Raw genomic sequence first — 22,456 nt, 5'->3', positions numbered from 1 at the left:
CACAAAATTTTTAAAAGCTGTATCTTAATCCAACTTTCGCGGTAATGGTGCTCAGATCTGACTGAAGCTGCTCATTAACATTCATACCCATTGCTGAAGCTTCAGGATCTTTTGTTTTGCCAGTGTCAGCTTTGCCCAACCAATAATAATTTGCACCAGTAAGCAAAGTCAGATTTTCGGTTAAGTTATAACCTAAGTTAACACCTGCACCAAACGCCAGGTTTGTTCTTGTCTCTTTAGGGAAACGTGAGCTCAGATCTAAATTCGCCCCTTGAGTTCCTTTAGATTTTATTATAGCCACACCAATCTCAGCATTGGGTTCTACAAAGAACTGCTCAGTTACAGAGAACTGATAGCCACCACCTAAAAAGACGCCATAAGCATCAGTTTTTAGAACCTGCTCGTAGTTATCCCCTGGAGCAGAAGCACCAAAGCGCGCTCCACCTGATGCCTCTAGAGAACCAAAGCTATGAAAAGATAATTTCGTAAAAAAGTTATCTGTCACATGGTAACCAAGAGCAACAGAGCCAGCAAAACTAGCGTCAGTATCGTCTACATTTTCGAGAAGTATATAATCTCCGCTCGCTTTGCTCTGCAGGTTTGAGCTGGAAGCCCCATCGGGATTATAAAACTCTGGCCCATCAAACTTACCAAATGAGCCTCCGACGCCCGCTTCTACAAAAAAATCACCAGCAAGTGCTGCTGATGACATACATGTAGAAAGCAGAGTAGCAATCAGAATTTTTTTCACTTCGAATCTCCTTAGATTTATATAGGCTAATTATCACAATAATTAATCAAATTGAGATTACTATGAATGAAAACTTATAAGCTTCTTATTCAAGACTATCCTTCGGGTATTGTTAGATTTTAAGGCGTAAAATGGCTATACACCAATCTAAAATTGCATATCATGATGAAAATACTTCAGCTAAAGTCAATCCAGATCACCAGAAGGAAAAGGCCGCTTTCTGAGCGGCCTTTTTTGTTGTCTCATTTTGAAAAGGTCAGCTGGTTTTTTCAGCTTCTTCGACCTTGCCGATCAGATGCTCGAAGGTTCTACGCACCATGATTTGTTGCTCCTGCATGTAGATGGTCAGGCGCTCAAAATCAGGTTCACCACCCGCATTTACGAGAAGATCAAGCAATCCACCTGGTGCTGTTTTGGGATCAAAGTGGCCTGTCTGGGCGAGTTTCAGGATCTGTGTCAGATCTTCATAGTTTCGCAGGGCCGGGATGAGCGTATCGGCATCCTCTTCACTCAGCACGCCAAAGTCACGCGCCTTAAGCAATGCATCTTCTGTCCGCGCCTGCAGGACTTCGGGGTGCTCGACACCGTGAGCCAATTGCAAGAACTGGGCGATGAATTCAATATCGATCAAACCACCCGGAATGCCTTTGATCTGCCATGGGCTTTTTGCCGGCTTTTCTTTCTGGATGCGCGCACGCATATCGCTGACATCCCGGGCCAGTTTTTCAACGTCTCGCTTGTCCTGCAACAACTGAGAGACTGCACAGTCGATCTGCTGAGCGAACTCAAGACTTGAGCTGGTGATGACACGGGCACGTGTCAGGGCCATATGCTCCCACGTCCAGGCATCGTTGGACTGATAGTCCTTGAAGGAGGCAAACCGTGTTGCAAGCGGCCCAGAGTTGCCTGAGGGACGCAAACGGAAATCGACCTCGTAGAGGACGCCTTCTGCCGTCGGCGCAGTCAGCGCGGAAACAAGGCGCTGTGTGAGGCGACTATAGTACTGGCTTGGGGCCAACGGGCGCTTGCCATCACTCTGCACCACATCCTCAGGGAAATCATAGAGCAGGATCAGGTCCAGATCCGAAGCACAGGTGATTTCCTGTCCACCCAGTTTGCCCATGGCGACAAGTGCAAGTTCAGCACCCGGAATTTTGCCGTGGGCGTCTTCCAGCTCTTGCTGAACACGTGGCAGCAATTGACAGAGCACTGCGTCTGCAAGTGTTGAAAGCCCCTGCCCTAATTCAGCTGCTGTGATCGTTCCTGTGATCAAACGCAGACCGAGCAAGAATTGTTGCTCCTGTACAAAGATACGTGCCCGGTCGAGCGCTTCTTCATAGTATCCTGCTTGATCGAGCGTGACAGCAAGGGCGGTCTCAATCTGCTCTGCGGAAGGTGCCCCACCAAAGAATGCCGGATCAAGCAGCGCATCCAGAACGTGGACGCGTTTGGAGACGATCTCGGCCATACGCGGTGCATTGCCCATAACCATCGTCAGCAAGTTGAACAGATGCGGGTTGGACTTAAGCAACCCGAAGAGTTGCACTCCCATAGGCAGCTTGGAGAGGAAGGAGTCGAATGTTAGCAGCGCCTTATCTGCATTCTCAGTTCGGGCCAATGCATCCAGCAGGATTGGGGTGAACTCAGTCAACCGTTCACGAGATTTTGGCGCACGGACCGCCGGATATCTGCCGTAGTGCCACTGACGGATGGTGCGGATTGCATCAACGGGCCTTTGGAAGCCTAGTTGACTGAGAGTCTCCAGCGTATTGGGGTCCTCATCATCTCCTGTGAAAACCAGATTGCCGAGGTTGGTTGCCAGATCTGGCTCATGCTCAAACAAGCCAGAGTAATGCTTTTGCACCAACTCAAACTTAGAGCGGATCATATCAGCAAACTCGGACCGGCCTCGAATGCCCATAAGATGATAGACACGTGCCAATGCCTCTTCATCCTTAGGCAGGATGTGGGTCTGCTCATCGTTAATCATCTGGATGCGATGCTCAACCTCGCGCAGATAGCGATAGGCTTCTTCCATATCTTCTGCAGCAGATTGGTCGATCCAGCCACAGTCAGCCAGTCTTTCCAGTGTGATCAGTGTTCGCCGGTCGCGTAGTTGCGGGTTGCGGCCACCTGCGATCAGCTGTTGGGTCTGCGCGAAAAACTCAACTTCACGAATGCCGCCTCGTCCCAGCTTTACGTTATGACCAGCAACTGTGATTTTGCTGAAGCCTTTGTGGGCATGGATCTGGCGTTTGATGGAGTGCACATCTGAGATGGCGGCATAATCCAGATATTTGCGCCAGACGAATGGCCGGATCTCTTCAAGGAAGATCTCACCCGCTTCAATATCACCTGCACATGGACGTGCTTTGATAAGCGCGGCACGCTCCCAATTCTGGCCCAAGCTTTCATAGTAGACCAGCGCTGCAGGAACAGAGATTGCCAGTGGCGTTGCTCCTGGATCGGGCCGCAAGCGCAAGTCAGTTCTGAACACATATCCGTCCCCGGTACGCTCGTTCATGAGCTTCACCAGACGGCGGGTGATGCGGACAAACTCAACTGGCGCTTCAGCACCACCAATCAGGCGACTGCGCTCCGGATCGTAGAGAACGATCAAGTCGATATCAGAGGAGTAATTGAGCTCACCAGCGCCATGCTTGCCCATGGCCAGAATGAAGAAGCCAGCCTCTTTCTCTGGTTCTTCATGATCAACCGGAATAAATTTGCCTCTAGCTTCGAGTTCGCGAAGGCAGAAGCGTAGGCAGGCGGTCAATGATGCATCTGCAAACTTGGTGAGAGCACCCGTTACATTTTCCAGCGGCCATGCGCCTGCAATATCCGCTAGCGCAACCGTGAGAGCCATTTCTTGTTTTGCCAGACGTAGCGACTGCATAAGCGCCGCTTCGCTTTCAGGGCGGGCATTCAGGCAGTCCTGCAGAAGGATCGCAATGGTCTCTTCCGGAGGCGTGTTCAGAATACGCAGGAAGCGCTGAACATCGCGCAGCATGGTCTCGCGCAAGAACGGCGCATTGACCATAAAGCCTTTGATAAAGCTGCGCAGATGAGGCGCGCCCTGACAGAGCTGTTCAAACTCAGAAATGAGATCCTTACGTTCCAGCTTTTCAATAAGATCTTTCAGGTGCCGATCACCCAGATCTTCATCTTCACAGATGGGTTGGCGTTCCAAGCGCTCAAATAAAGGGGCAAGAGCTCCTTCTCGATGTTCGCGCTTCAGAATGCTGCTTTTTAGCTGGTGGCGTTCTTCTTCCGAGCCTTGTCCCATGCTTCGTTGCCCTCTCCCTCACCTCTTTGCCCTCTGTTTAAGGGCAGAACAATCCGGGCACGTAGGCCAGATTGCTCATCACTTTCAGAATCATCTGCTGTGCCAGCTGATGTTAGCTGCAATTCTCCATGATGGAGAGTTACCACCGCCTTGATAAGTGACAATCCAAGTCCAGAACCCGGTGCATGGCGAGAGCTATCAAGCCGAACAAACCGATTACACACCCGCTCACGATCAGCAGCAGCAATACCAGCACCATTATCTTCTATACTGAGTATAGCCTGCTCATCATTTCCAGACAGTACGACTTTGATTGTGGGTTTGACATTCTCTTCGGTTGGGCGACCGTATTTGAGAGCATTTTCTATCAAGTTTGCGAGAGCTTGCGCCAATAACTCCCGGTCACCTTCGATGACGGGCTCATCTTCCAGTGAGACAGAGAACTCGACACCATCATCTTCGGCAACGGGCTCATAAAGTTCGCACACGTCCTTGACGATGTTGCCCAGCTTGATTGATTGCAGCTCAGCTCCGGTGGAACCAGCTTCTACACGTGCGATGCGCAGCAGTGCGTTAAAGGTGTTGATCAGCTCGTCGGTCTCAACCAGTGTCTCTTCAAGACATTCCCTGCCCTCATCTTCACTCAAGTTTTGCCGCAACGCAGCTTCCACACGCCCACGCATGCGTGTGAGTGGTGTTTTTAGATCATGAGCAATATTGTCGGAGACTTCCTTGAGGCCCTTCATCAGTTCTTCAATGCGATCCAGCATCACGTTAAGGTTGCTTGCCAGACGGTCGAACTCATCACCGTTTCCAGTCACATCAAGGCGTCCAGCAAGATCACCTTCCATAATCTGGCGTGAGCTCATGGAAAGGTTGTCGATGCGTTTCAGAATACGGCGGTTGAGGAAGAACCATGTGATGCCGGCTAGAACAACCATTCCGACCAGCCAGAGGGTCAAAGCGTCACCCAGCAAGCTTTTCAGATGGACCTGATCTTCCAGATCACGCCCTACCAGCAGCTTGAAGTTGCCCGGCAATTCAAAGATGCGGACGATCGCCTTGGCTTTGTTCTGGTCCGTTTCAGCAAACCCCAGTGGAGTGTAGGAGACAAACTGGATTCGACCATCGGAGACTGAGAGGACTTTCTCAGGCAGGTAAGCGATGTTGCCTGTAATGACGTTTCCGGAGTAATCCAGAATGAGGTAGAGGTTTGAGTTCGGGCTTCGGACCCGACGCTCTACACCGACAACAAGCCCGTTGATGCCGTTTTGGGCATATTGTTCGGCAAGGCCCTGAATTTCTGCATCAACCGTCTGCACCACCTGTTTGTTCATCAGGTCATCGGTGTTCTGCGAGATGAAGATGAACAGAAACACAGAGAGCGCCGTAAACGACGTCAGGTAGATTGCAGCCAGCTTGAAGGCTGTGGTTGAGAGGATCCTAGTTAGAGCTGTCACGGATGGAATATCCTGCACCACGAACAGTATGAAGCAACGGGAAGTCGAACCCTTTGTCGATCTTTGACCGAAGCCTTGAGATGTGGACGTCAATCACGTTGGTCTGCGGATCGAAATGATAGTCCCAGACGTTTTCCAGCAACATGGTGCGGGTCACCACCTGTCCGGCATGCTTCATGAGGTACTCAAGAAGGCGGAACTCACGGGGCTGCAACACGATCTCCTGCCCTGCTCGGGCAACGGAGTGAGCGAGGCGATCCAACACCAGGTTGGCAACCTGCAGCTTGGTTTCCACTTGTGGGCCAGCTTTACGGCGGCTCAGCACTTCAACGCGGGCGAGCAGCTCAGAAAAGGCGTAGGGTTTTGAGAGGTAGTCATCTCCACCTGCACGCAGGCCGGTGACGCGATCGTCTACTTGCGAGAGCGCCGAGAGGATCAGAACTGGCGTTTCATCGCCAGAGGCGCGCAATGTTTCGATGATGGAAAGACCATCTCGTTTTGGCAGCATGCGATCAACGACGAGCACATCCCACGTGTTGGAGATTGCCAGCTCAAGTCCGTCTTCGCCATTGTCTGCGTGATCAGGAGAGTGCCCTGCTTCCTTCAGTGCTTTGAGCAGATAGTCTGCCGCTTCCCGATCATCTTCAATAATCAAGATTCTCATTTTTTCATTTCCCAGAGCAAGGCATTGTTCGTTTCCTCACATTGACGGGAAACGATAAAAAAAAGCAAATGCTGTTGGGGGTAACCGCCAGCATTTGCATAAGTTTTATAGGTGAAGTTGGCAGATGATAAGGTCCCTGCCTTTTCTTCCAGCATTGGTTTTTGGAGCTGACATCAAGTAGAGGGCTACCCTTGCTATCAGCCCCTCAAACAACCGAAACACGTGTGAGAGTATCCTTGGTGCTTCGATAGGGGATCACGAGAGGGGCGTTTCTCGTGATCCGCATTCTTGTAAGTGGCTTATTCCTCACCCTTCTCCAGCGGGATCGCTACAAAGAGTGTGTTTTCACCACGGGTGACACGCAGCAGAACTGCCTTGCGTCCTTGTTCTCGTGCTGTTTCAACCTGTTCTGCAACATCGGTTGGTGTTTCAACTTTAACACCTGCAACTTCGGTGATGATCGCACCCGGTGCGAGGCCTTTGTCAGCAGCAGGTCCATCCGGATCTACCTTGGTGACAACAACGCCTTCTTCATCAACACCTGCCTGTTCAGCAGTTGCCAGTTCCAGGCCAAGGCTGTCTACCAATGCGGTATTCGCATCCTTGCTTTTGCTGGCTGAGGCTTGTTTTTTCTCTTCAGGAATAGTGCCAAGCTTTACAGTCGCGGTGTCGATTTCGCCATTGCGCCAGTATTCAATTTCCACTTCGGTGTTTGGTGAGTACCCAGCGATGACCTTTGCCAGTTCACGCGGCCCATTCACTTCTTCACCATCTACCTTGAGGATGATGTCACCAGCCTGGAAGCCAGCAGCTTTTGCAGGGGTATCACCCTGAACTTCGGCAACCAGCGTGCCGTTTTCGTTTTCCAGACCGAGGGATTCAGCGATGTCCTTGGTAACAGGCTGGATTTGAACGCCAAGCCAGCCGCGGGTTACTGCGCCGTCTTCTTTCAGGTCAGAGATGATCTTTTTCGCAGTCTGTGCCGGGATGGCAAATGCGATGCCCACGTTGCCACCGCTCGGAGACACAATTGCGGAGTTCACGCCAACAACTTCGCCCTTCACGTTGAATGCAGGACCACCGGAGTTACCACGGTTTACAGAAGCATCAATCTGGAGGAAGTCATCATAGATGCCTGCGCCGATGTCACGACCACGAGCGGAGACGATACCCGCCGTTACAGTGCCACCCAGACCGAACGGGTTGCCAACTGCGACGACCCATTCACCAACCAGTGGTGCATCATCTGTAAAGGCGACGTATTCAAACTTTTCTTCGCTTTCCACTTTCAGAAGAGCCAGATCAGAACGCTTGTCGGAACCAACCAATGAGGCTTCCAGTTCTTCGCCTTCACTGGTTACAATTGTGAACTCAGTTCCACCTTCGACCACATGTTCGTTGGTTACTACATAGCCATCATCAGAGATGAAGAAGCCGGACCCCTGAGATTGATCGAAGCGCTTGCGTGGTGGAGCTTTCTTTTTTTGCTCACCACCTGGACCGCCAAACTCTCGGAAGAACTTCTGCAGTGGGTGATCATCCGGCATATCGCGGAACATTGGAGGAATGCCCGCCAGACGATCATTCTCTTTAACCTCAGAGCGAACACGAACGGAAACAACTGTTGGCTGAACGGCTTCGACCAAACCAACAAAGCTTGGCATTGCCGGCGCATTTACGCGAACAGGCTCGGCTTGAGCAGTTGCTGGAACAAGTGTCAGCGGAGCAACCATTGCACCTGCAATTGCCAGCGCCATAGTGCCATTAAGAAGACGGGAACGACGTTTGGAAGTGGGTTTTGCAGCAGACAGGGAAACAACGTTGGAACTTGCGTTCTTGGTCAACTTCATTTGGCTCAACTCCATTTAGTCAATCTCAGCCCAACTGGGGAAACGGGGCTTTTGCATTTCGTTGAGAATGACTATGCCAGAGCGAACCTTACAAACACCTATCTGCCACATTAATCTTCTGTAATGATGGGAAAACTTCGTAGTTGCTCCCACCTCGCTTTTGTTAGCCCTGCGTGTAGCGGCTTGCCCATGCTGCAATCACACGTGCTGCATAGTCTGCATCTTTGTATTTAAACAGCAGATGATCGGCATCATCCAAAGACACAAATGATTTCGGATGCTTCGCTGCTTCAAAGATTTGAGCAGCATTCTCGATACCAACCGTGGCATCAATCGGAGAATGAAGAACCAGCACCGCCTTTTTCAACACAGCAACGCGCGACCGAACGTCCTGCGCTTCAAGATCTTCGATAAACTGACGTTTAATCTTAAACGGTCGTTCACCTAGCTGGACGGTTGCTTCGCCCTTTTCTTTTATCTCATCGAGTGAAGCCCCGAAGTTATGAATCACATGATCTGCTGAGGCTGGTGCACCAATTGTGGCAACTGCTTTTACCTCGGGGACCTCTGAGGCTGCTGCAAGCACGGCTGCACCACCCAAAGAATGCCCTACAAGCAGCTTTGGTGCTTCATAATGCTCTCGCAGGTAATCAGCGGCGCGAACAAGGTCCTGAAGGTTGGATGAAAAGTTGGTGGATGCAAAATCACCACCGCTGTTGCCAAGACCGGTAAAGTCAAAGCGCAGAACAGCAATCCCGTCTTTGGTCAGAGCAGATGCAATGCGTCGTGCTGCTGAAAGATCCTTGGAACAAGTGAAGCAATGGGCGAACAGGGCATAGGCCATTGGTTCACCGTCTGGTGTGTCCAGACGCGCTGCAAGATGCGCTCCCTGAGAGCCTTCAAATTCCAACTTAATGGGATCGTTTGCCATTTGAACTGTTCCTGTCGTTTCCTGCGCAGCTGGCACATTCGGAATATATATTAAGAGACAGGTATCTAGTGCGCGCTTACAGGCGCGTTTACAATTCAACTGGTTGCAAGAAGATGTGATTAAACGTGAGCCCCGCAAACTGTGTCTGCGAGGCTCTGTAATCAGTCTTATTTAGAAGATATGAGCTTGTCGAGTTCGGCCTGCTCTTCATCCGAGAGCGGCTTGACGCCCGCTGTACTGCTCTTCAGCGGCGCATGCTTTTTCTTTCGCGATGTACGCCACAGGAAAAAGCCGCCCAGCAGCAATGCAAGAGGTCCGCCGCCCCATAAAAACAGGGTGTGGAACGCAAAGCGTGGCTTGAGAAGGACAAACTCACCATAGCGGTCAACAAGATAGTCCATGACTTCCTTGTCACTGTCCCCTTCTACCAGTCGCTCCCGCACCAGCAGGCGCAGATCCTTCGCAAGTTTAGCGTTGGAGTCATCGATGGACTGGTTCTGACAGACCACACAGCGCACTTCCTTGGAAATTTCGCGTGCACGTTCTTCCAGAACAGGATCCTTCAAGACTTCATCCGGGTTGACTGCATAAGTAGCTGGAGTTCCCAGAAGAACAGAAGAGATCAATACCAGTACGAACTTCATCTTCATGGTCATTACTCCGCCGGAGTTGGGGTTGCTGTAGCAACACCGCCTGCTACGCCTTTGCGCTTGCGGGCTGAAACAGGAGCACCAACACGCAGGCGACGATCAAAGAGGGCAATACAACCACCCAGAGACATAAGCAGAGTACCAATCCAGATCAGTGTGATCAGCGGTTTGAAGTAGATGCGGGTAACAATACCACCATTTGCGTCAGAGTCACCCGTCGCAAAGTACACCTGCGAGAAACCGAAGGTCGCAATGGATGTTTCACTCATTGGCATTCCACTAGCATTATAAGCACGCTTGGATGGTTCCATGATACCGACGACATTGCCACCTTTGCGAAGAGTATACTGGGAGACCATCTCCTGATAGTTCGGACCATTTTGGGTCCAGCTCTTCTCATAGGTCACATTGTAACCGTTCTGTTCCAGCGTTTCGCCTGGGCGCATCACTTCAACGCGTTCAGATTCAAACGCCATTGTTGTCACAATACCAAGAACCGTAATCCCAAGACCAGCATGGCCCAGAACAGTAGACCAGACAGTTGGTGTAAAGCCTTTGATACGGGCCATGGAACGACCAAAGCTAATTTTGAACAGCTGGGAACGTTCAATGATTTCCCAGAGGGAGCCAAAGATTGCCCAGAATGCCAAGCCGAAGCCGAGCGCTGTCATAATGCTTGTTGTGCTAACGCCCATGAACCAGATCAGACCGAAAGTCGCGAGCATTGCGATCACAAAAGCCGAGGTCAATCGTTGGGCAACACCCCACGCATCACCACGCTTCCATGCCAAAAGCTGGCCAAATGGCATCAGGATCAACACTGGCACCATGATTGGGCCGAATGTCAGGTTGAAGAATGGCGCACCCACGGAGATCTTGTCGCCAGAGAAGGCTTCCAGAACGAGTGGGTAAAGCGTACCAACGAACACTGCAGCACAAGCTGTTGTCAGGAACAGGTTGTTCAGCACCAGTGAACCTTCGCGGCTGATTGGTGCAAACAGGCCACCTTGACGAAGCAATGGTGCGCGCCATGCAAACAGTGTGAGTGATCCACCGACAAAGATCAGCAGGATCGCAAGGATAAAGAGACCACGTGCCGGATCAACTGCGAATGCGTGCACGGAGGTGAGAACACCAGAACGGACGAGGAAGGTACCCAGCAGCGACAAGGAAAATGTCAGCAGCGCGAGGAAGACAGTCCAAACCTTCAGAGCATCCCGACGTTCCATTACGATTGCAGAGTGCAGCAGAGCCGTACCGGTGAGCCATGGCATGAAGGATGCGTTTTCGACCGGATCCCAGAACCACCAGCCACCCCAGCCGAGTTCGTAGTAAGCCCAGTAAGAGCCCATTGCGATGCCGAGGGTCAGGAAGATCCAGCTTACGAGGATCCAAGGACGTACCCAACGCGCCCATGCAGCATCCAGTTTGCCAAGAATGAGTGCTGCTGCCGCAAACGCGAACACGATGGAGAAGCCAACGTAACCAATGTAAAGAATTGGCGGATGGATCGCCAAGCCGACATCCTGCAGCATTGGGTTAAGGCCCGAGCCTTGCAATGGAGCAGGACTGATACGGGTGAATGGGTTAGAGGCAACAATGACGAAGAGCAGGAATGCAAAGGAAACCCAGCCCTGAGCGCCAAGAGTAGCAGCCCGGAGGCGCTGCGGAATGTTGCGTGAAAACACTGCAACCAACGCACCGAACAACACCAGAATAAGCACCCAGAGAAGAATAGAACCTTCGTGGTTGCCCCACACACCGGAGATCTTATAGACCAGCGGCTTGTCACTATGGGAGTTCTGGTAGGTATTCAGAAGCGAGAAGTCTGAGTTCAGGTATGCCCAGGTCAATGCGGCGAAGGCAACGCAAGTCAAAAGGAACATAAGTACGGCAAGGCCAGGTGCCATCCCCATCAGACGGTGGTCTGATTTCACTGCACCCCACACTGGAAAGACCGACTGAACAGCCGCGACTACCAATGCTAGAATGAGTGCATAGTGGCCAAGTTCAATTATCATTACGATATCCTAGTATCCATTTGGCGCTGGATAACCGGCCCTTTTGGGCAGAGCCGGTTGATTTTACTTTTTAGTTTACTTTGGTGCTTTGCTCTGCGGAGGCGGCCTGTTCCTCTTCCATCCAGTGGCCATCTTCCTTCAAGGTCTCGTAGACCTCTTTCGGCATATAGCTTTCATCATGCTTGGCCAGAACGGTGTCTGCAATAAAGACACCCTTCTCGTTCATGTGGCCTTCGGCAATGATGCCCTGCCCTTCACGGAACAGGTCAGGCAAGATGCCCTTGTAAGAAACCGGAATAGCTTCTGCCTGATCGGTTACACGGAAGAGGATCACGGAGCCTTGGCTCTTATCGAGAGAGTCATCTTCAACCAAACCGCCAAGACGGATGCGTTGCCCAACTTCGACTTGCTGTTCAGCGATGTCACTTGGACTCTGGAAATAGGTCACGCTGCTGGAGAGTCCATAAAGAACCAAGCCGACAGCCGACCCCAGCACCAATCCCGCAAGACCAATAAGCCCGAGTCTTTTTTGTTTACGTGTCATACTCGCAGTTCCGTAGATACGTTGCCAACTAATGCCTTACGGCGTTTGTATTCTGCAGCTCAATAGAACATCAAAAGAAGCTCTATTTCTTTGTCCTAGGCATATCTTATTTCCGAAAACCGCTTGGCATTCATCAGAGATATGCAACCCCTGCCTTATTCGGCAGGGCTCAAATTCAGGCTCGTGGCCAGTTGGTTGATCTGTTCCAGTGCAGCTGCATCGTCCTTGAGGTTTTGCTTTGCGCGGGCGACTGCTTTTGCGGCCTCCACTTGCTCCCCGAGAATAATGCGGGCCTGTATCAGGCGTCCCCACTCGGAAACAGAACCACCTTGTTCCTTAAGGCGTTCATCCAGTTGAACAACCATCTGGTTGATCATTTCATTGCGATCTTCCGCACTCATCTCAGCTGCTGCTTCAACTTCATCAGCAGAAGGTCCTGCAGGCTGTCCAAGTGCCGGGATTGCCGCAGCCTCACCAGATACAACGGCGCCTCGTGCGATCAGTTCATCACGCTGTGCCTTTGCAGCATCCACCCAAGGTGCATTTTGATCTGCAGTCTTCAGCAGAGCATTCCAGGCAGCCAGCGCTTCGTTTATCTGGCCCTTCTGGCCCATAGCCATTGCCAGATAGTAGTAGGGTTGCAGCATTTCAGGCTTAGCAAGATTGATCCTGCGCAAAACCTTTTCAACTTCATCGGACACTTGTCCTTCATTTACGAAAATGCTTGCTTCAGCCCAACCAACCATAAAATCGAGATTTTCAGGGAACTGGCTCAACGCCTGCGCATAGGCGCGGCGGGCCTTATCAAATTGGCTGGTACGCATGTAAACAGGTGCGATTACAGCCCAACCCTGTCCGTCGTTCGGATTCTCTTTGAGGTGATCCTCAGTCCTGGCAATCAGCACTTCAAGATCGGCCTGCCCTGCTGTTTCAGCCAAGCGCTCGGCTCTTGGCTGGTCAGGGATTTCCGGAGAACCGTATTGTAAATACATACCTAGCGCTGCCAGAGGCACCAAAACAACCGCTGTCAGCTGCACAATGCGCACGCGCATTTTAGAGGGAGCTGACTGGTGGTCTCCCTGGTTTTGCTTGTGCGCGGCCAACAAGCGACGCGACACTTCAATTTTGGCGGCTTCTGCCATGTCCGGCGCGATTACACCGCGCTCAAGATCTTTTTGTATTTCTTCGAGCTGGGCGCGAAACACAGCTTCATCATTGCGCTCATCAGGACTAACCTTGGGAGAGCGAGCCAATGGAACGAGTACGGCCAATGCGACCGCCGCCGTCAAAATTGCGAGAACTAACCAGAATGTCATAGTGGCTTAAATAGACAGGTTCTAAATGTGAAAGGCAACAGTTCCCCCCCTGCGACGGGCAGTCGCACAAGCCATATACCCACAAAATACCTATGAAGTTGCACTTATTTTCTAAAAGACGCATGCACTACTAGGGGGTTAGGCGGCATCTTTCAGATAAGTCTTCTGCCTGCGGATGAGGTTCGCAGTGTCTTCCGGCTCTAAAGAGATCTCACTCATCGAGATTAAACGGCTCAATTTTCTCGAAATTTCGCCATAATTCGGAAGGTTTTCGGTCTCGTTTTGCTCGTCTTTGGGAGCTGTCAAAAGCTTCTCGGAGTTGCGATCAATGAAACGTTCGACATGATCTCTGGTTGAGATTTGTAACTCGTTCAACCCAAGCACACCTGCATATTGCGACGCTAACTTGGCGAGTTTTAATCCCCTCAAACATTTGTGATAGGCACGCTGAATCTGGTCCAACCGATAACCACCCTGCAAATCTGCAATGTCAGGCTTTGTTTCGGAGGCAATTGCCTCCTCCAGTTGAGCCGGGAGGTTGCGCAGCTCATCACGTAGCAGAACGCACAAACGGTTTTTGAGCTGTACGGCGCGTTGATTCCATTGACCACAAGCACTGAAGCCTTCAAGGTCTTCCAGTTCCTCAAAATGCAGCAGACAGGCGTTGGCTGCTTCCGGAAGTCCGACAATGGCCTCCTCTTCCATACGCCAGCCTTCAACAACAGAAACGCTCTGCTCCAAAGAAGACAAAGCAAACTCTATGAAGGCCGCATAAGGCGTGCCCGTAACATCTTTCAGGGCAGGGACAACCGCGAGCGCTTGAGCCAGTTTGATGAGTTCAACAGGCGCTTCGTCCAGACGGAGGAACGAGAGCGCTGCAAGATAATTGGCCTCAGTTCTATGCTGCTCCATATGGGCGCGCATGTTGTGCAAGTCTTTACCGGAAGACATGGACAGGATGTCTTCTGCAAAAGGTGGAGTGTTTGCCATCACCTTTTCCCATGCAGGCGCTCTTTCCAAGATCACCAGGACATCCCGTAGGAAATCAAAATTGACGTGGCCTCCGACCTTGCGGCGAAGCTTTGTCTTTATCTGAATGTCTTGATCCGCTGCTTCCAGCTCTTTCTTAGCAGCTGCAACCAAACGCAGGCGAAGACCTTCAGCACATGTATAAAGTGCTTTCTGGATGGTTTCGTGCGTTGTGGGCAAATCTTGTTGCTGACATAGCTCTTCCAAAGCCTCTACGGCCTCGGTGAACTCATTAGAGAGAAGAACCTGGCGCATGTAGGCCCAGAGTGTATCCATTACGGCTGAATCGATCCGACCTTGTTGCGGCGTGCTCAGCGGCATTTGAATGAGGAACGGTTGGAGGGGGCTGAGAATTGCGCGCTTGAGTGGAGTATCCAGGGACAGCTTATTCTCAGGTATATAGGAGGCTTCACCAAGGAGCCGGCGGATAGTGAGCAGCATGAGTTCGGCATTGGGCACCGAGGTTCCGCTTTGCACGGTATCATCGACGGACCGTTCCAACATCCGCAAAGCAGATTGAGACAAGGCTCCTAACACCTTCTCCATTTGCAATGCTTTATGGTTGACCTCGTGCATCCAAATCTCTCTGGTACTCAGCTTTACACTGGTTGAACTCATACACGCTCAACCCTCACAACACGCAGCAGACGACAACTGCTAAAATTGTATTTGTTGATCAAAACTATCGGCGGAATTGCTTAATCAAATCTTGACAAGCGTCCCTTTCCGCATGCGAAAGATGCGTTTCCTTCAGTAAAAACTGCTTATAGCAAGGGATTTCAGGTTAGTTCAACGCTGCCCAGCGCTCACCGTCCTTACATGCTGCGCCTTTGATCACCTGAGTTTTCTCATCATATGCGATGGTATGCTGGAAATCACGGCAGCGACGATCATTCACGTAATAAACGGGACCAGACTTAGCTGTGCCTTGTGCACCAGAGAATCGGTTGCGCCAGACAACTTTGTTGCCTGCATCAGACGCATTCAACGCTTTGCTCTGTGCTTTATAGACAGTGTCGAGATCACCGCTTCTGAGCAGCTGCTTCAACTCGCCTTCTGTGGCGCTGTCGATTGCAGCCTGGGCGGCCGCGTTTTGCTCACTGTCAGAAGACCAGAAACCGAAAATCGATGAGGAAGACGCATCGGTTTGAGCACTGGTGACATGATCGGATGTCGCACAGCTGGCTAAACCGCCAACAACGACAGGTAAGACCATCAGTTTTTTCCAGTTTCGCACCAACATGCATCCTCTTTGTCGCTTCTGCGACTTATCCGTTTTCCGGAAAGGCACTTTCGTCCCTTCCAAGGTCTTCCAGTAAGGCCTCAAACCAAAGCAGCGTCATTAGCTTGAAAACACTTTCGTGGAGCAACCCCTTAAAACACAGTTACACTTACTATCAGTACTGTTTGAAACAGATGCAACCCCTGCCCCAAAACAGATCAGATTGTCAGAGACGGCAAGATCACCGTTGCCTTCAATCCACCTAACTCGCTATCGCCAAGTTCAAATGAACCACCGTAAATACCTGCAATGTCAACAATTATGGATAAACCTAACCCCGTTCCGGGGACAGTTTCATCCAATCTTTGCCCTCTGCGCAGTGCACGTTTTTTCTCTTCAGCACCCAGTCCAGGACCATCGTCTTCTACGATCAAAGCGATGAGTGACGCAGAGGAATTGTTGTTTTTCAGCGTCACTGACACTTTTTTATCACACCATTTGCAGGCGTTATCCAACAAGTTCCCAAGGATTTCTTCCAGATCTTGTTGTTCCCCGCGGAACAAAAGAGTCTCATCCATATCAACCGTGATCTCTGGCTCTTTGTCGCGATGGATTTTTTCCATAGCGCGTGCCATGCGCGACACGACAGGAGCGGCCTCACACGACACTCCGATCACCCGGCGCTGAGCCGCCATCCGTGCTTTTTCCAGATAGTGCTGAACTTGCCCTCTCATAAGATCCGCTTGCTCCGAAACCTTCAGGGCGAGCGGTTCATCTGAACTTCTAGCCTCGTTGGTAATAACAGACAGAGGCGTTTTCAGGGCATGAGCAAGATTTCCCACCTGAGTTCTGGAGTGTTCCACGACTTCTCTGTTTGAATGGATGAGAGCATTGAGTTCAACAGCAAGCGGTTTCAGCTCTTTGGGCAGATCTTCCTGAACTTCTTCCTCTTTTCCCTGACGAACGCGACCAAGACTCTCCTGAAGTTCAGTTAGCGGACGTAAACCAAAGCGCACCTGCAAGAAGATGGCAGCGACAAGCCCAAGCCCAAGAACACCAAGTGTGATCGCCGCTTGCCATGCAAAGGATGCCGTACTCTCGCCCAGCTCGCGGGTGCTTCCTGCGACTGCTATTGTCACCGGCTGAAGTCCACCGAACTGGATGCGTTTTTGCAGCAGACGCAGATCCCGACCAGCTGGACCAGTAACGTTTTGCTTGAGTTCCAGTTCACCCTTCATGTTTTGCAGGCGTAGCGTGTCACCAAAAAGAGATTCGCTTTCAAACAGAACTTTGCCACCGCGTTGCACGGTCCAGTACCAACCCGACAGCGGCATGTTGAACCGTGGATCACCGATACGTCGTAATGCAGGGTTTTGCTGGTCGCCTTCCGCCGCAAGCGCACTGACAATTGCTGTCATATGCACTTCAAGGCGCTCATCCAGTGCCTTTTCACCTGCTTCGCGAAACAGAGCAACAAGAATGGCACCAGCAACCACCAGACTAACAAGAGCCCACAGGCCCGCAACAAAAATCAGACGCCATGCCAATGACGCCTGCTGTTTCTTGCGAATGAACCTGATGGGGTTCCAGCTAAGGAGCCCTTGCAGGTCGTTGGTATCTGAGCTGTTCTTATCAGGCATTTTCTTCCTGTAGCCTGTAACCCAATCCGCGAACGGTTTCGATGAGTGAACTACCAAACTTCTTGCGCAGTCGTCCTACAAACACCTCAATCGTATTGGAGTCGCGGTCAAAGTCCTGATCATACAGATGCTCAACCAGCTCTGTTCTGGAGATTACACGGCCTTTGTGGTGCATGAGATAAGACAGCAGACGGAACTCATGTGAAGTGAGTTTTACGGACATGCCGTTTTTCGTCACTTTGCCTGCTTTGGTGTCCAGAACAATGTCGCCAATGGAGATCTCGTTTGAGGCCAGGCCAGCTGCGCGACGGACCAGTGCCCGCACCCGTGCCAGCACTTCTTCCATATGGAACGGCTTTGCAACGTAATCATCTGCACCAGCATCAATGCCAGCGACCTTATCACTCCAACGGTCGCGCGCTGTCAGGATGAGGACCGGCATGGAATGGCCGTCTCTGCGCCAGCGTTCCAGCACACTGAGACCATCCATCTGCGGCAGGCCAAGATCCAGAATGACAGCGTCATAGGGTTCAGTATCGCCGAGGAAATGACCTTCTTCGCCGTCGTATGCTTTATCGACAACGTAGCCTGCGTCTTCCAACGCTTCAGACAGTTGCCTGTTCAAATCGCGATCATCTTCAACGATCAACATTCGCATAAGATCTACCCCACACCAACACTCAGGCTTTTGTTGCCTAATATCGCTTTTAAAATTCGTTCAAATTCAGGCAGAAAAATCTCTATCCAGAGTTCTTCTCAGCTCGGTTACAACCGGCGCCCTGTTCGTGCGTCCAGCGTCACTTGCGAGACGTTGCCGTTGTTGAGTACGGAAAGCACATAGACCAATCCCCCTCCTTGCTGACAGAGCTTAGCTGAGAGTATCTGCCCATTGACCCGCAGCGAGCCCAGAGGCCGCGCCTGACCGCTGGCGACAGCCTGCCTTGTCTGACTGGAGGACAAACACGCGGCCTGCGCAGGTGCCGACCATGTAAAAACCGTTGCTGCCAAAGCCAGTGCCATCAATGAGCGAAAAAAGAGGTTGTGGAATTGGTGTCTCATAGGGCGTCTTCTAACTGGCACTGGCTGAACCTCACATGAACGAGGTGTTATTTATTTCAAAACAAAGACCTAGCAGATTCTCTGGGGTCTGTGATGTTTCTTGGCTTGGTTTGCAAATAATCCGGTAAAAGCAATTGTTAAAGTGTTACACTCACCAAGCAATCTGAAGTTGTCCCCAAACCGAATTTCGTTGAGTTTTGAGCAACTTCACACGTCAGAAGATGCTGACCTGCGTCAAGGAGCGATTGTAACTCGGTATGCGGGATTATCAGGCTTTCCTGTGTCGGCTCGTATTCACGCAAAACTGTCCGTTCATTTTCGCTCCTATCCTGACGATAAAGCGTGACCGAAAACTGAAGTTTATCCTCTTGGAGAGGAGTATCTGGAATTGCCCAGCTGTCCGCCTCCCATCTGGCTCTGCGAATCCATTTAAGTTCCAAATCCCCATTATCTGTTTGACTTGCACTCAGATGAACGGGTGCGAATGGCTTTAGTGAGCTTTGTTTTCCAGCATGGCTTGTGTTCTCTGCCCATTTAAAGCCCAGAGGCTTACCAGCTGGCACTACCCGGTATGAGAGGGCAACATCGGCTTTGTCACTGGTCCATGGCAGTTTCAGCAGGGATTGATCTAACAGGATGAACTCAGCGTTCTCAGCGCTCGACGAAGCAACCAGATGCTCCGTGCCCAATTGCCCTCTGAGTAACTGCGTGAGCTTGTAAGTCATGGGGGCGATCAGTTCTGCTTTACAGAACTGTATCACTTCCCACTCCTCATTCTTGCGAACAGCACAGGCATTTGCGCCTGAGAGCACATCGAGCAGCTTTCGGCTTTGTAACTGGCCTCCATAGAGTTTTACCGTGATATGGGAGGCCAGATCCCAGCGCCAAAGTGGGCCAGAGATGAGAGGCTCTTGCAAATTTCCCATGGTGGCGGGTTCAGTCACTTGCAATAGCGGCGTAAACTCCTCTCCCGAACTGGAAGCATAGAGCTGATAGGCACTCGGCCAGTTCGCATTGTAGACAGCGATGACCGGGCTTCCATCGTCCGCTCCCTCACCGTGAAACCTTGGCAGATCCAAGATGCTGACAATTGGTGGACCTGAGGTGGTGTCGTTGAAAGAGCGTTGTGATGCCCCATCCGAGATTGCTGTTGCGGCTGTAACAGGATGTCCATTGAGCCGTACGGCCTGAACGTCCAGATGGGCTCCTGATGAGATCTGATCAATCCGGCACTGCAAGGAAGTCGTGTCATCACCCAGAAGCTCGCCAGGAAGTTCCAGTATATCCCCCGGTCTCAGATCGATTTTGCTCAGAGCAAGTCTGAACTGAAGGGTCTCCCTATCCAGCCATAAGCCCTGGTGCATTTTTTGAACCAGCTTTTGGGCAGAGGGGAGCGAAGTTGTGATGGGGAGTTGGATGTTGGACGTGCGCCGATCCATGCCCTCCAGACGGCGGGAAGAGACAACAAGAGCCTCATAATTGTTATTAGGGTCCATACCTCGCAGTCGGAGTTCTGCTGGCAAATCACTGCCATCATTGCGGCTGATGGAGATGTAGCCTTCCTCCTCTTCAGCTTCCAACAGGTCAGCAAGGCTCAGTTTCCCATTGGGGGTGGCCTTGGCGAATTTGGGGAGGATTGCCAGATGGGTTCCGCGATCAACGGCGATGCCTCCGGCGAGTTGCAGGATGGGAGAGAGGGCTGAACGCAGGGAGGTTGGACCTGTCACAATCAGGCCTTCGATGGTTTCGCCTAGCTCAGCGATCTCTGTCAACTCTTGTGTGTGTCCAAAATCATTACGCATGGCGCGGATAAGGCCTGAGACAGAGGTTGCGCCGAAGCGGCCTGTCAGCCAGTGACCAAGCTGCCAGTTCTGTCCGTCTGCCCACACATCAGAATATGTCGGGAACTCGGGGAATGGGCGGGCGTCCCATGTCCAGAGGAAGGAGTTATCTGCATCGACCATCGTACCTGCGTAGGTGCTTGAGGCTGGGTTGTCGCCCTGCGGCCAGTCCGGGTGGTCTGCTCCCCAATAACTGAGGCTTGCTTCCAGCGCGCGCCGTTGGACAAGGTCATCTTGCTGCCCATTAGAGAAATGCGGCAAGGCGCTTTCAGCAGATTTAGGATCTACGAAGACATTGGGCTGGTTCGTTCCTTTATCGACAGCAGGAAAGCCGAGCTCGGTGAACCAGATGGGTTTTGATTGAGGTACCCATGGAGTTGGTGCGTTTTGCTGCGTACTTGCACTGCGTTCAAAGTGCTGGTTTTGCCACCAGTTCTTTAGATCCTTTTGCCGGAACACCCACGGCTTGTTGTAGGCTCCGTCTGTAATCGGGCTGCGGGCCTTTGCGGAGCGGTCATTGTCACTTGCGTAGTACCAGTCATAATACTCACCCGAGGCTATCCCCTCTCGCAATTCCTTGAGGTTGTAGGCTGTTTGCGGGTCGTCGCTTTGACGCAAGTCCGTTAGGGGCAGGTAGTTGTCGATACCGACGAAATCAATGTCTGCATGTGCCCAGAGCGGATCCAGGGGAAAACGCAGGTCACCAGATTGGGGACTGAGGCCCGCATATTCACTCCAATCGGCTGCGTAGGAAAGTTTGGTCTGGCTGCCGACGATCTGGCGAACCTCTGAGACCAGCGTTTGCAAGCGATCAGTGAACGGAAACGCGTTGCCGCCTGCCCAACATTGGGTGAGACCTCGCATTTCTGAGCCGATGAGGAACGCCTCTACTCCGCCTGCCTCCTTCACCAAATTGGCATAGTGCAGGATAAAACGGTGGAACCGCCAGTCGCTGCCTGTGCCAACAAAAGCGTCTATCTGCGGTGTAACTGCGTTGGTTCCCTGCTGTGTTCCGGGTTGGCCCAATGCGATGTCAGAGGTGATGCGACCGCGCCAGGGGAAGCTGGACTGCATGGTGGCACCGTATGGGTCGGGCAGCTGGTTGTCGTCCGGAATGTCCATCATCACGAAGGGGTAGAACATGACGGCAAGGCTGCGGCGCTTCAGTTCTTTGATGGCTTCTGTAACCGAGATGTCTGATGGTGTGCCGCCATAGGCTGGTCTGTCATTGATGCGGGAGACCTCTTGCGCCTCAGCTCGGGTTAGCCCTGCAACGCTCCAGTTCTCAGGTAGATGCTTTGTGGTCTGGTAGGTCACTTTGGGCTGAATGGTGCACTTAGAAGCGCGCAAATCATCACCAAACCAAGCGACGACGAGCGCAACGCTTTTTAGGTTTGGGCAGAGGGCCTGAAGTTCATCCAAGGAACGGACCAGATCAGTTTCCTCGCCCTTGCCATGGCGGTTGACGCTCCGCGTGTTGCCGGGAGCGAGCTCCTCGATAACTTCCTGCGGGTGATAGGCAAACTCTCCGGCTCCGGGGATAAGCGTGACAGCCTTGATCTGCTGTTCCAGTGGTTCAATAGAGCGCAGTACTTCAAAGGCGAGTTGGGGGATGCGGTTCCCGAACTCTGCCAGAGGGAGGCGTTCGAACACCACATACGCGGTGCCTTTATAGGCTGGCGCGGTGCCTTGCTTGGCTTCGATCAGTGGGTCGGGTTGTTGATTTTCTGCCCCCAGATACACCCTCATATTGATTGCGCTGGTGTCCAGCTCCTTACCGTTGGCCCAGACACGGCGCACCGCTGTGATAGGGCCCTTGCACAGGGCGACAGCGAAGTTGGCGAAGTAACTGTGGCTGGTGATTGTGGTCGAAGAACCAGTGGCTTTTCCGCCCTGCTTTTCTTCGGAGACGACCTCCTCCAGCCGTGTGGCCCAGATGATGTTGCCGGTGACACGCACGCGGCCATAGACAAAGGGCAATGACGCCCCTTCAGCAGCAGTCTGTAATTGCAGGTCACCTAACTTACCGACGGAGAGTTCTCTGTTTTCGCCGAAGATTTGCTGGTCGATCCATGCTCCTCCCAGAGCGCCCAGTGTTTGCCCTATGATAGCGCCCATAGGACCGCCAAGTGCACCGCCAACGGCTGCACCTGCGCTTGAAAGCACCATTGTTGCCATGGTCCTGTCCTTTC

Annotated in this window: 15 protein-coding genes and 1 pseudogene; all 16 read right to left on the bottom strand. The window is 51.9% G+C overall.

Translation table 11 applies throughout. The features are described 5' to 3' along the window. Positions 1–10: 10 nt before the first annotated feature. The 16 genes and pseudogenes from BM231_RS19820 to BM231_RS19745 all read right to left on the bottom strand — a co-directional run bounded on the left by BM231_RS19820 (position 11) and on the right by BM231_RS19745 (position 22,442). Entirely contained in the window at positions 11–751 is a 741-nt protein-coding gene (locus BM231_RS19820; protein WP_139226376.1) for an outer membrane protein, read from the bottom strand. 256 nt (positions 752–1,007) lie between these two features. Beyond that, positions 1,008–4,037: a bifunctional [glutamine synthetase] adenylyltransferase/[glutamine synthetase]-adenylyl-L-tyrosine phosphorylase gene (locus tag BM231_RS19815; protein ID WP_093522084.1), complete on the bottom strand. Its 3,030-nt coding sequence runs from the start codon at positions 4,035–4,037 to the stop codon at positions 1,008–1,010. Continuing rightward, on the bottom strand, positions 4,001–5,497 hold the full coding sequence (locus tag BM231_RS19810; protein WP_093522082.1) for a sensor histidine kinase: 1,497 nt from the start codon (positions 5,495–5,497) through the stop codon (positions 4,001–4,003). Before BM231_RS19810 ends, BM231_RS19815 begins: the two co-directional genes overlap by 37 nt. Further along, entirely contained in the window at positions 5,481–6,161 is a 681-nt protein-coding gene (locus tag BM231_RS19805; protein ID WP_063311959.1) for a response regulator transcription factor, read from the bottom strand. The genes BM231_RS19810 and BM231_RS19805 overlap by 17 nt, the downstream gene beginning before the upstream one ends. Before the next feature lie 299 nt (positions 6,162–6,460). After that, complete coding sequence (locus tag BM231_RS19800; protein ID WP_093522187.1) at positions 6,461–8,011, bottom strand: Do family serine endopeptidase; 1,551 nt, start codon at positions 8,009–8,011, stop codon at positions 6,461–6,463. A 175-nt stretch (positions 8,012–8,186) separates the two neighbouring features. Then, positions 8,187–8,942, bottom strand: a pseudogene (locus BM231_RS19795) (alpha/beta hydrolase family protein); the annotation flags it as partial. 167 nt (positions 8,943–9,109) lie between these two features. Further along, a complete protein-coding gene (locus tag BM231_RS19790) occupies positions 9,110–9,592 on the bottom strand; it encodes a cytochrome c-type biogenesis protein (RefSeq protein WP_244527194.1) in 483 nt (160 codons plus the stop codon). 5 nt (positions 9,593–9,597) lie between these two features. Then, complete coding sequence (locus BM231_RS19785; protein ID WP_093522076.1) at positions 9,598–11,613, bottom strand: heme lyase CcmF/NrfE family subunit; 2,016 nt, start codon at positions 11,611–11,613, stop codon at positions 9,598–9,600. A gap of 70 nt (positions 11,614–11,683) precedes the next feature. After that, positions 11,684–12,157, bottom strand: a complete 474-nt coding sequence (gene ccmE, locus BM231_RS19780; RefSeq protein ID WP_084403756.1) for a cytochrome c maturation protein CcmE — start codon at positions 12,155–12,157, stop codon at positions 11,684–11,686. A gap of 155 nt (positions 12,158–12,312) precedes the next feature. Beyond that, positions 12,313–13,473, bottom strand: a complete 1,161-nt coding sequence (gene ccmI / locus BM231_RS19775) for a c-type cytochrome biogenesis protein CcmI (protein WP_093522074.1) — start codon at positions 13,471–13,473, stop codon at positions 12,313–12,315. 138 nt (positions 13,474–13,611) lie between these two features. After that, positions 13,612–15,078 carry a hypothetical protein gene (locus tag BM231_RS19770; RefSeq protein ID WP_093522185.1) on the bottom strand — a complete coding sequence of 489 codons (1,467 nt, stop codon included), beginning with the start codon at positions 15,076–15,078 and terminating at the stop codon, positions 13,612–13,614. A gap of 208 nt (positions 15,079–15,286) precedes the next feature. Beyond that, positions 15,287–15,718, bottom strand: a complete 432-nt coding sequence (locus tag BM231_RS19765; RefSeq protein ID WP_208860523.1) for an RT0821/Lpp0805 family surface protein — start codon at positions 15,716–15,718, stop codon at positions 15,287–15,289. Positions 15,719–15,942: 224 nt separating this feature from the next. Then, positions 15,943–17,364 (bottom strand): ATP-binding protein, encoded by a 1,422-nt coding sequence (locus BM231_RS19760; protein WP_208860522.1) that lies wholly within the window; start codon positions 17,362–17,364, stop codon positions 15,943–15,945. After that, positions 17,357–18,022 carry a response regulator transcription factor gene (locus BM231_RS19755; protein ID WP_057465896.1) on the bottom strand — a complete coding sequence of 222 codons (666 nt, stop codon included), beginning with the start codon at positions 18,020–18,022 and terminating at the stop codon, positions 17,357–17,359. The genes BM231_RS19760 and BM231_RS19755 overlap by 8 nt, the downstream gene beginning before the upstream one ends. A gap of 107 nt (positions 18,023–18,129) precedes the next feature. Continuing rightward, positions 18,130–18,423, bottom strand: a complete 294-nt coding sequence (locus BM231_RS19750; RefSeq protein ID WP_208860521.1) for a PepSY domain-containing protein — start codon at positions 18,421–18,423, stop codon at positions 18,130–18,132. 137 nt (positions 18,424–18,560) lie between these two features. Beyond that, positions 18,561–22,442 (bottom strand): baseplate multidomain protein megatron, encoded by a 3,882-nt coding sequence (locus tag BM231_RS19745; protein ID WP_093522072.1) that lies wholly within the window; start codon positions 22,440–22,442, stop codon positions 18,561–18,563. Between the last annotated feature and the right edge of the window lie 14 nt (positions 22,443–22,456).

Source organism: Pseudovibrio ascidiaceicola, from assembly GCF_900114245.1.
In the GTDB taxonomy this organism is placed as follows: domain Bacteria; phylum Pseudomonadota; class Alphaproteobacteria; order Rhizobiales; family Stappiaceae; genus Pseudovibrio; species Pseudovibrio ascidiaceicola.
Note: the sequence above shows the minus strand (reverse complement) of the source record. Positions and strands in the feature narration are given on the sequence as shown.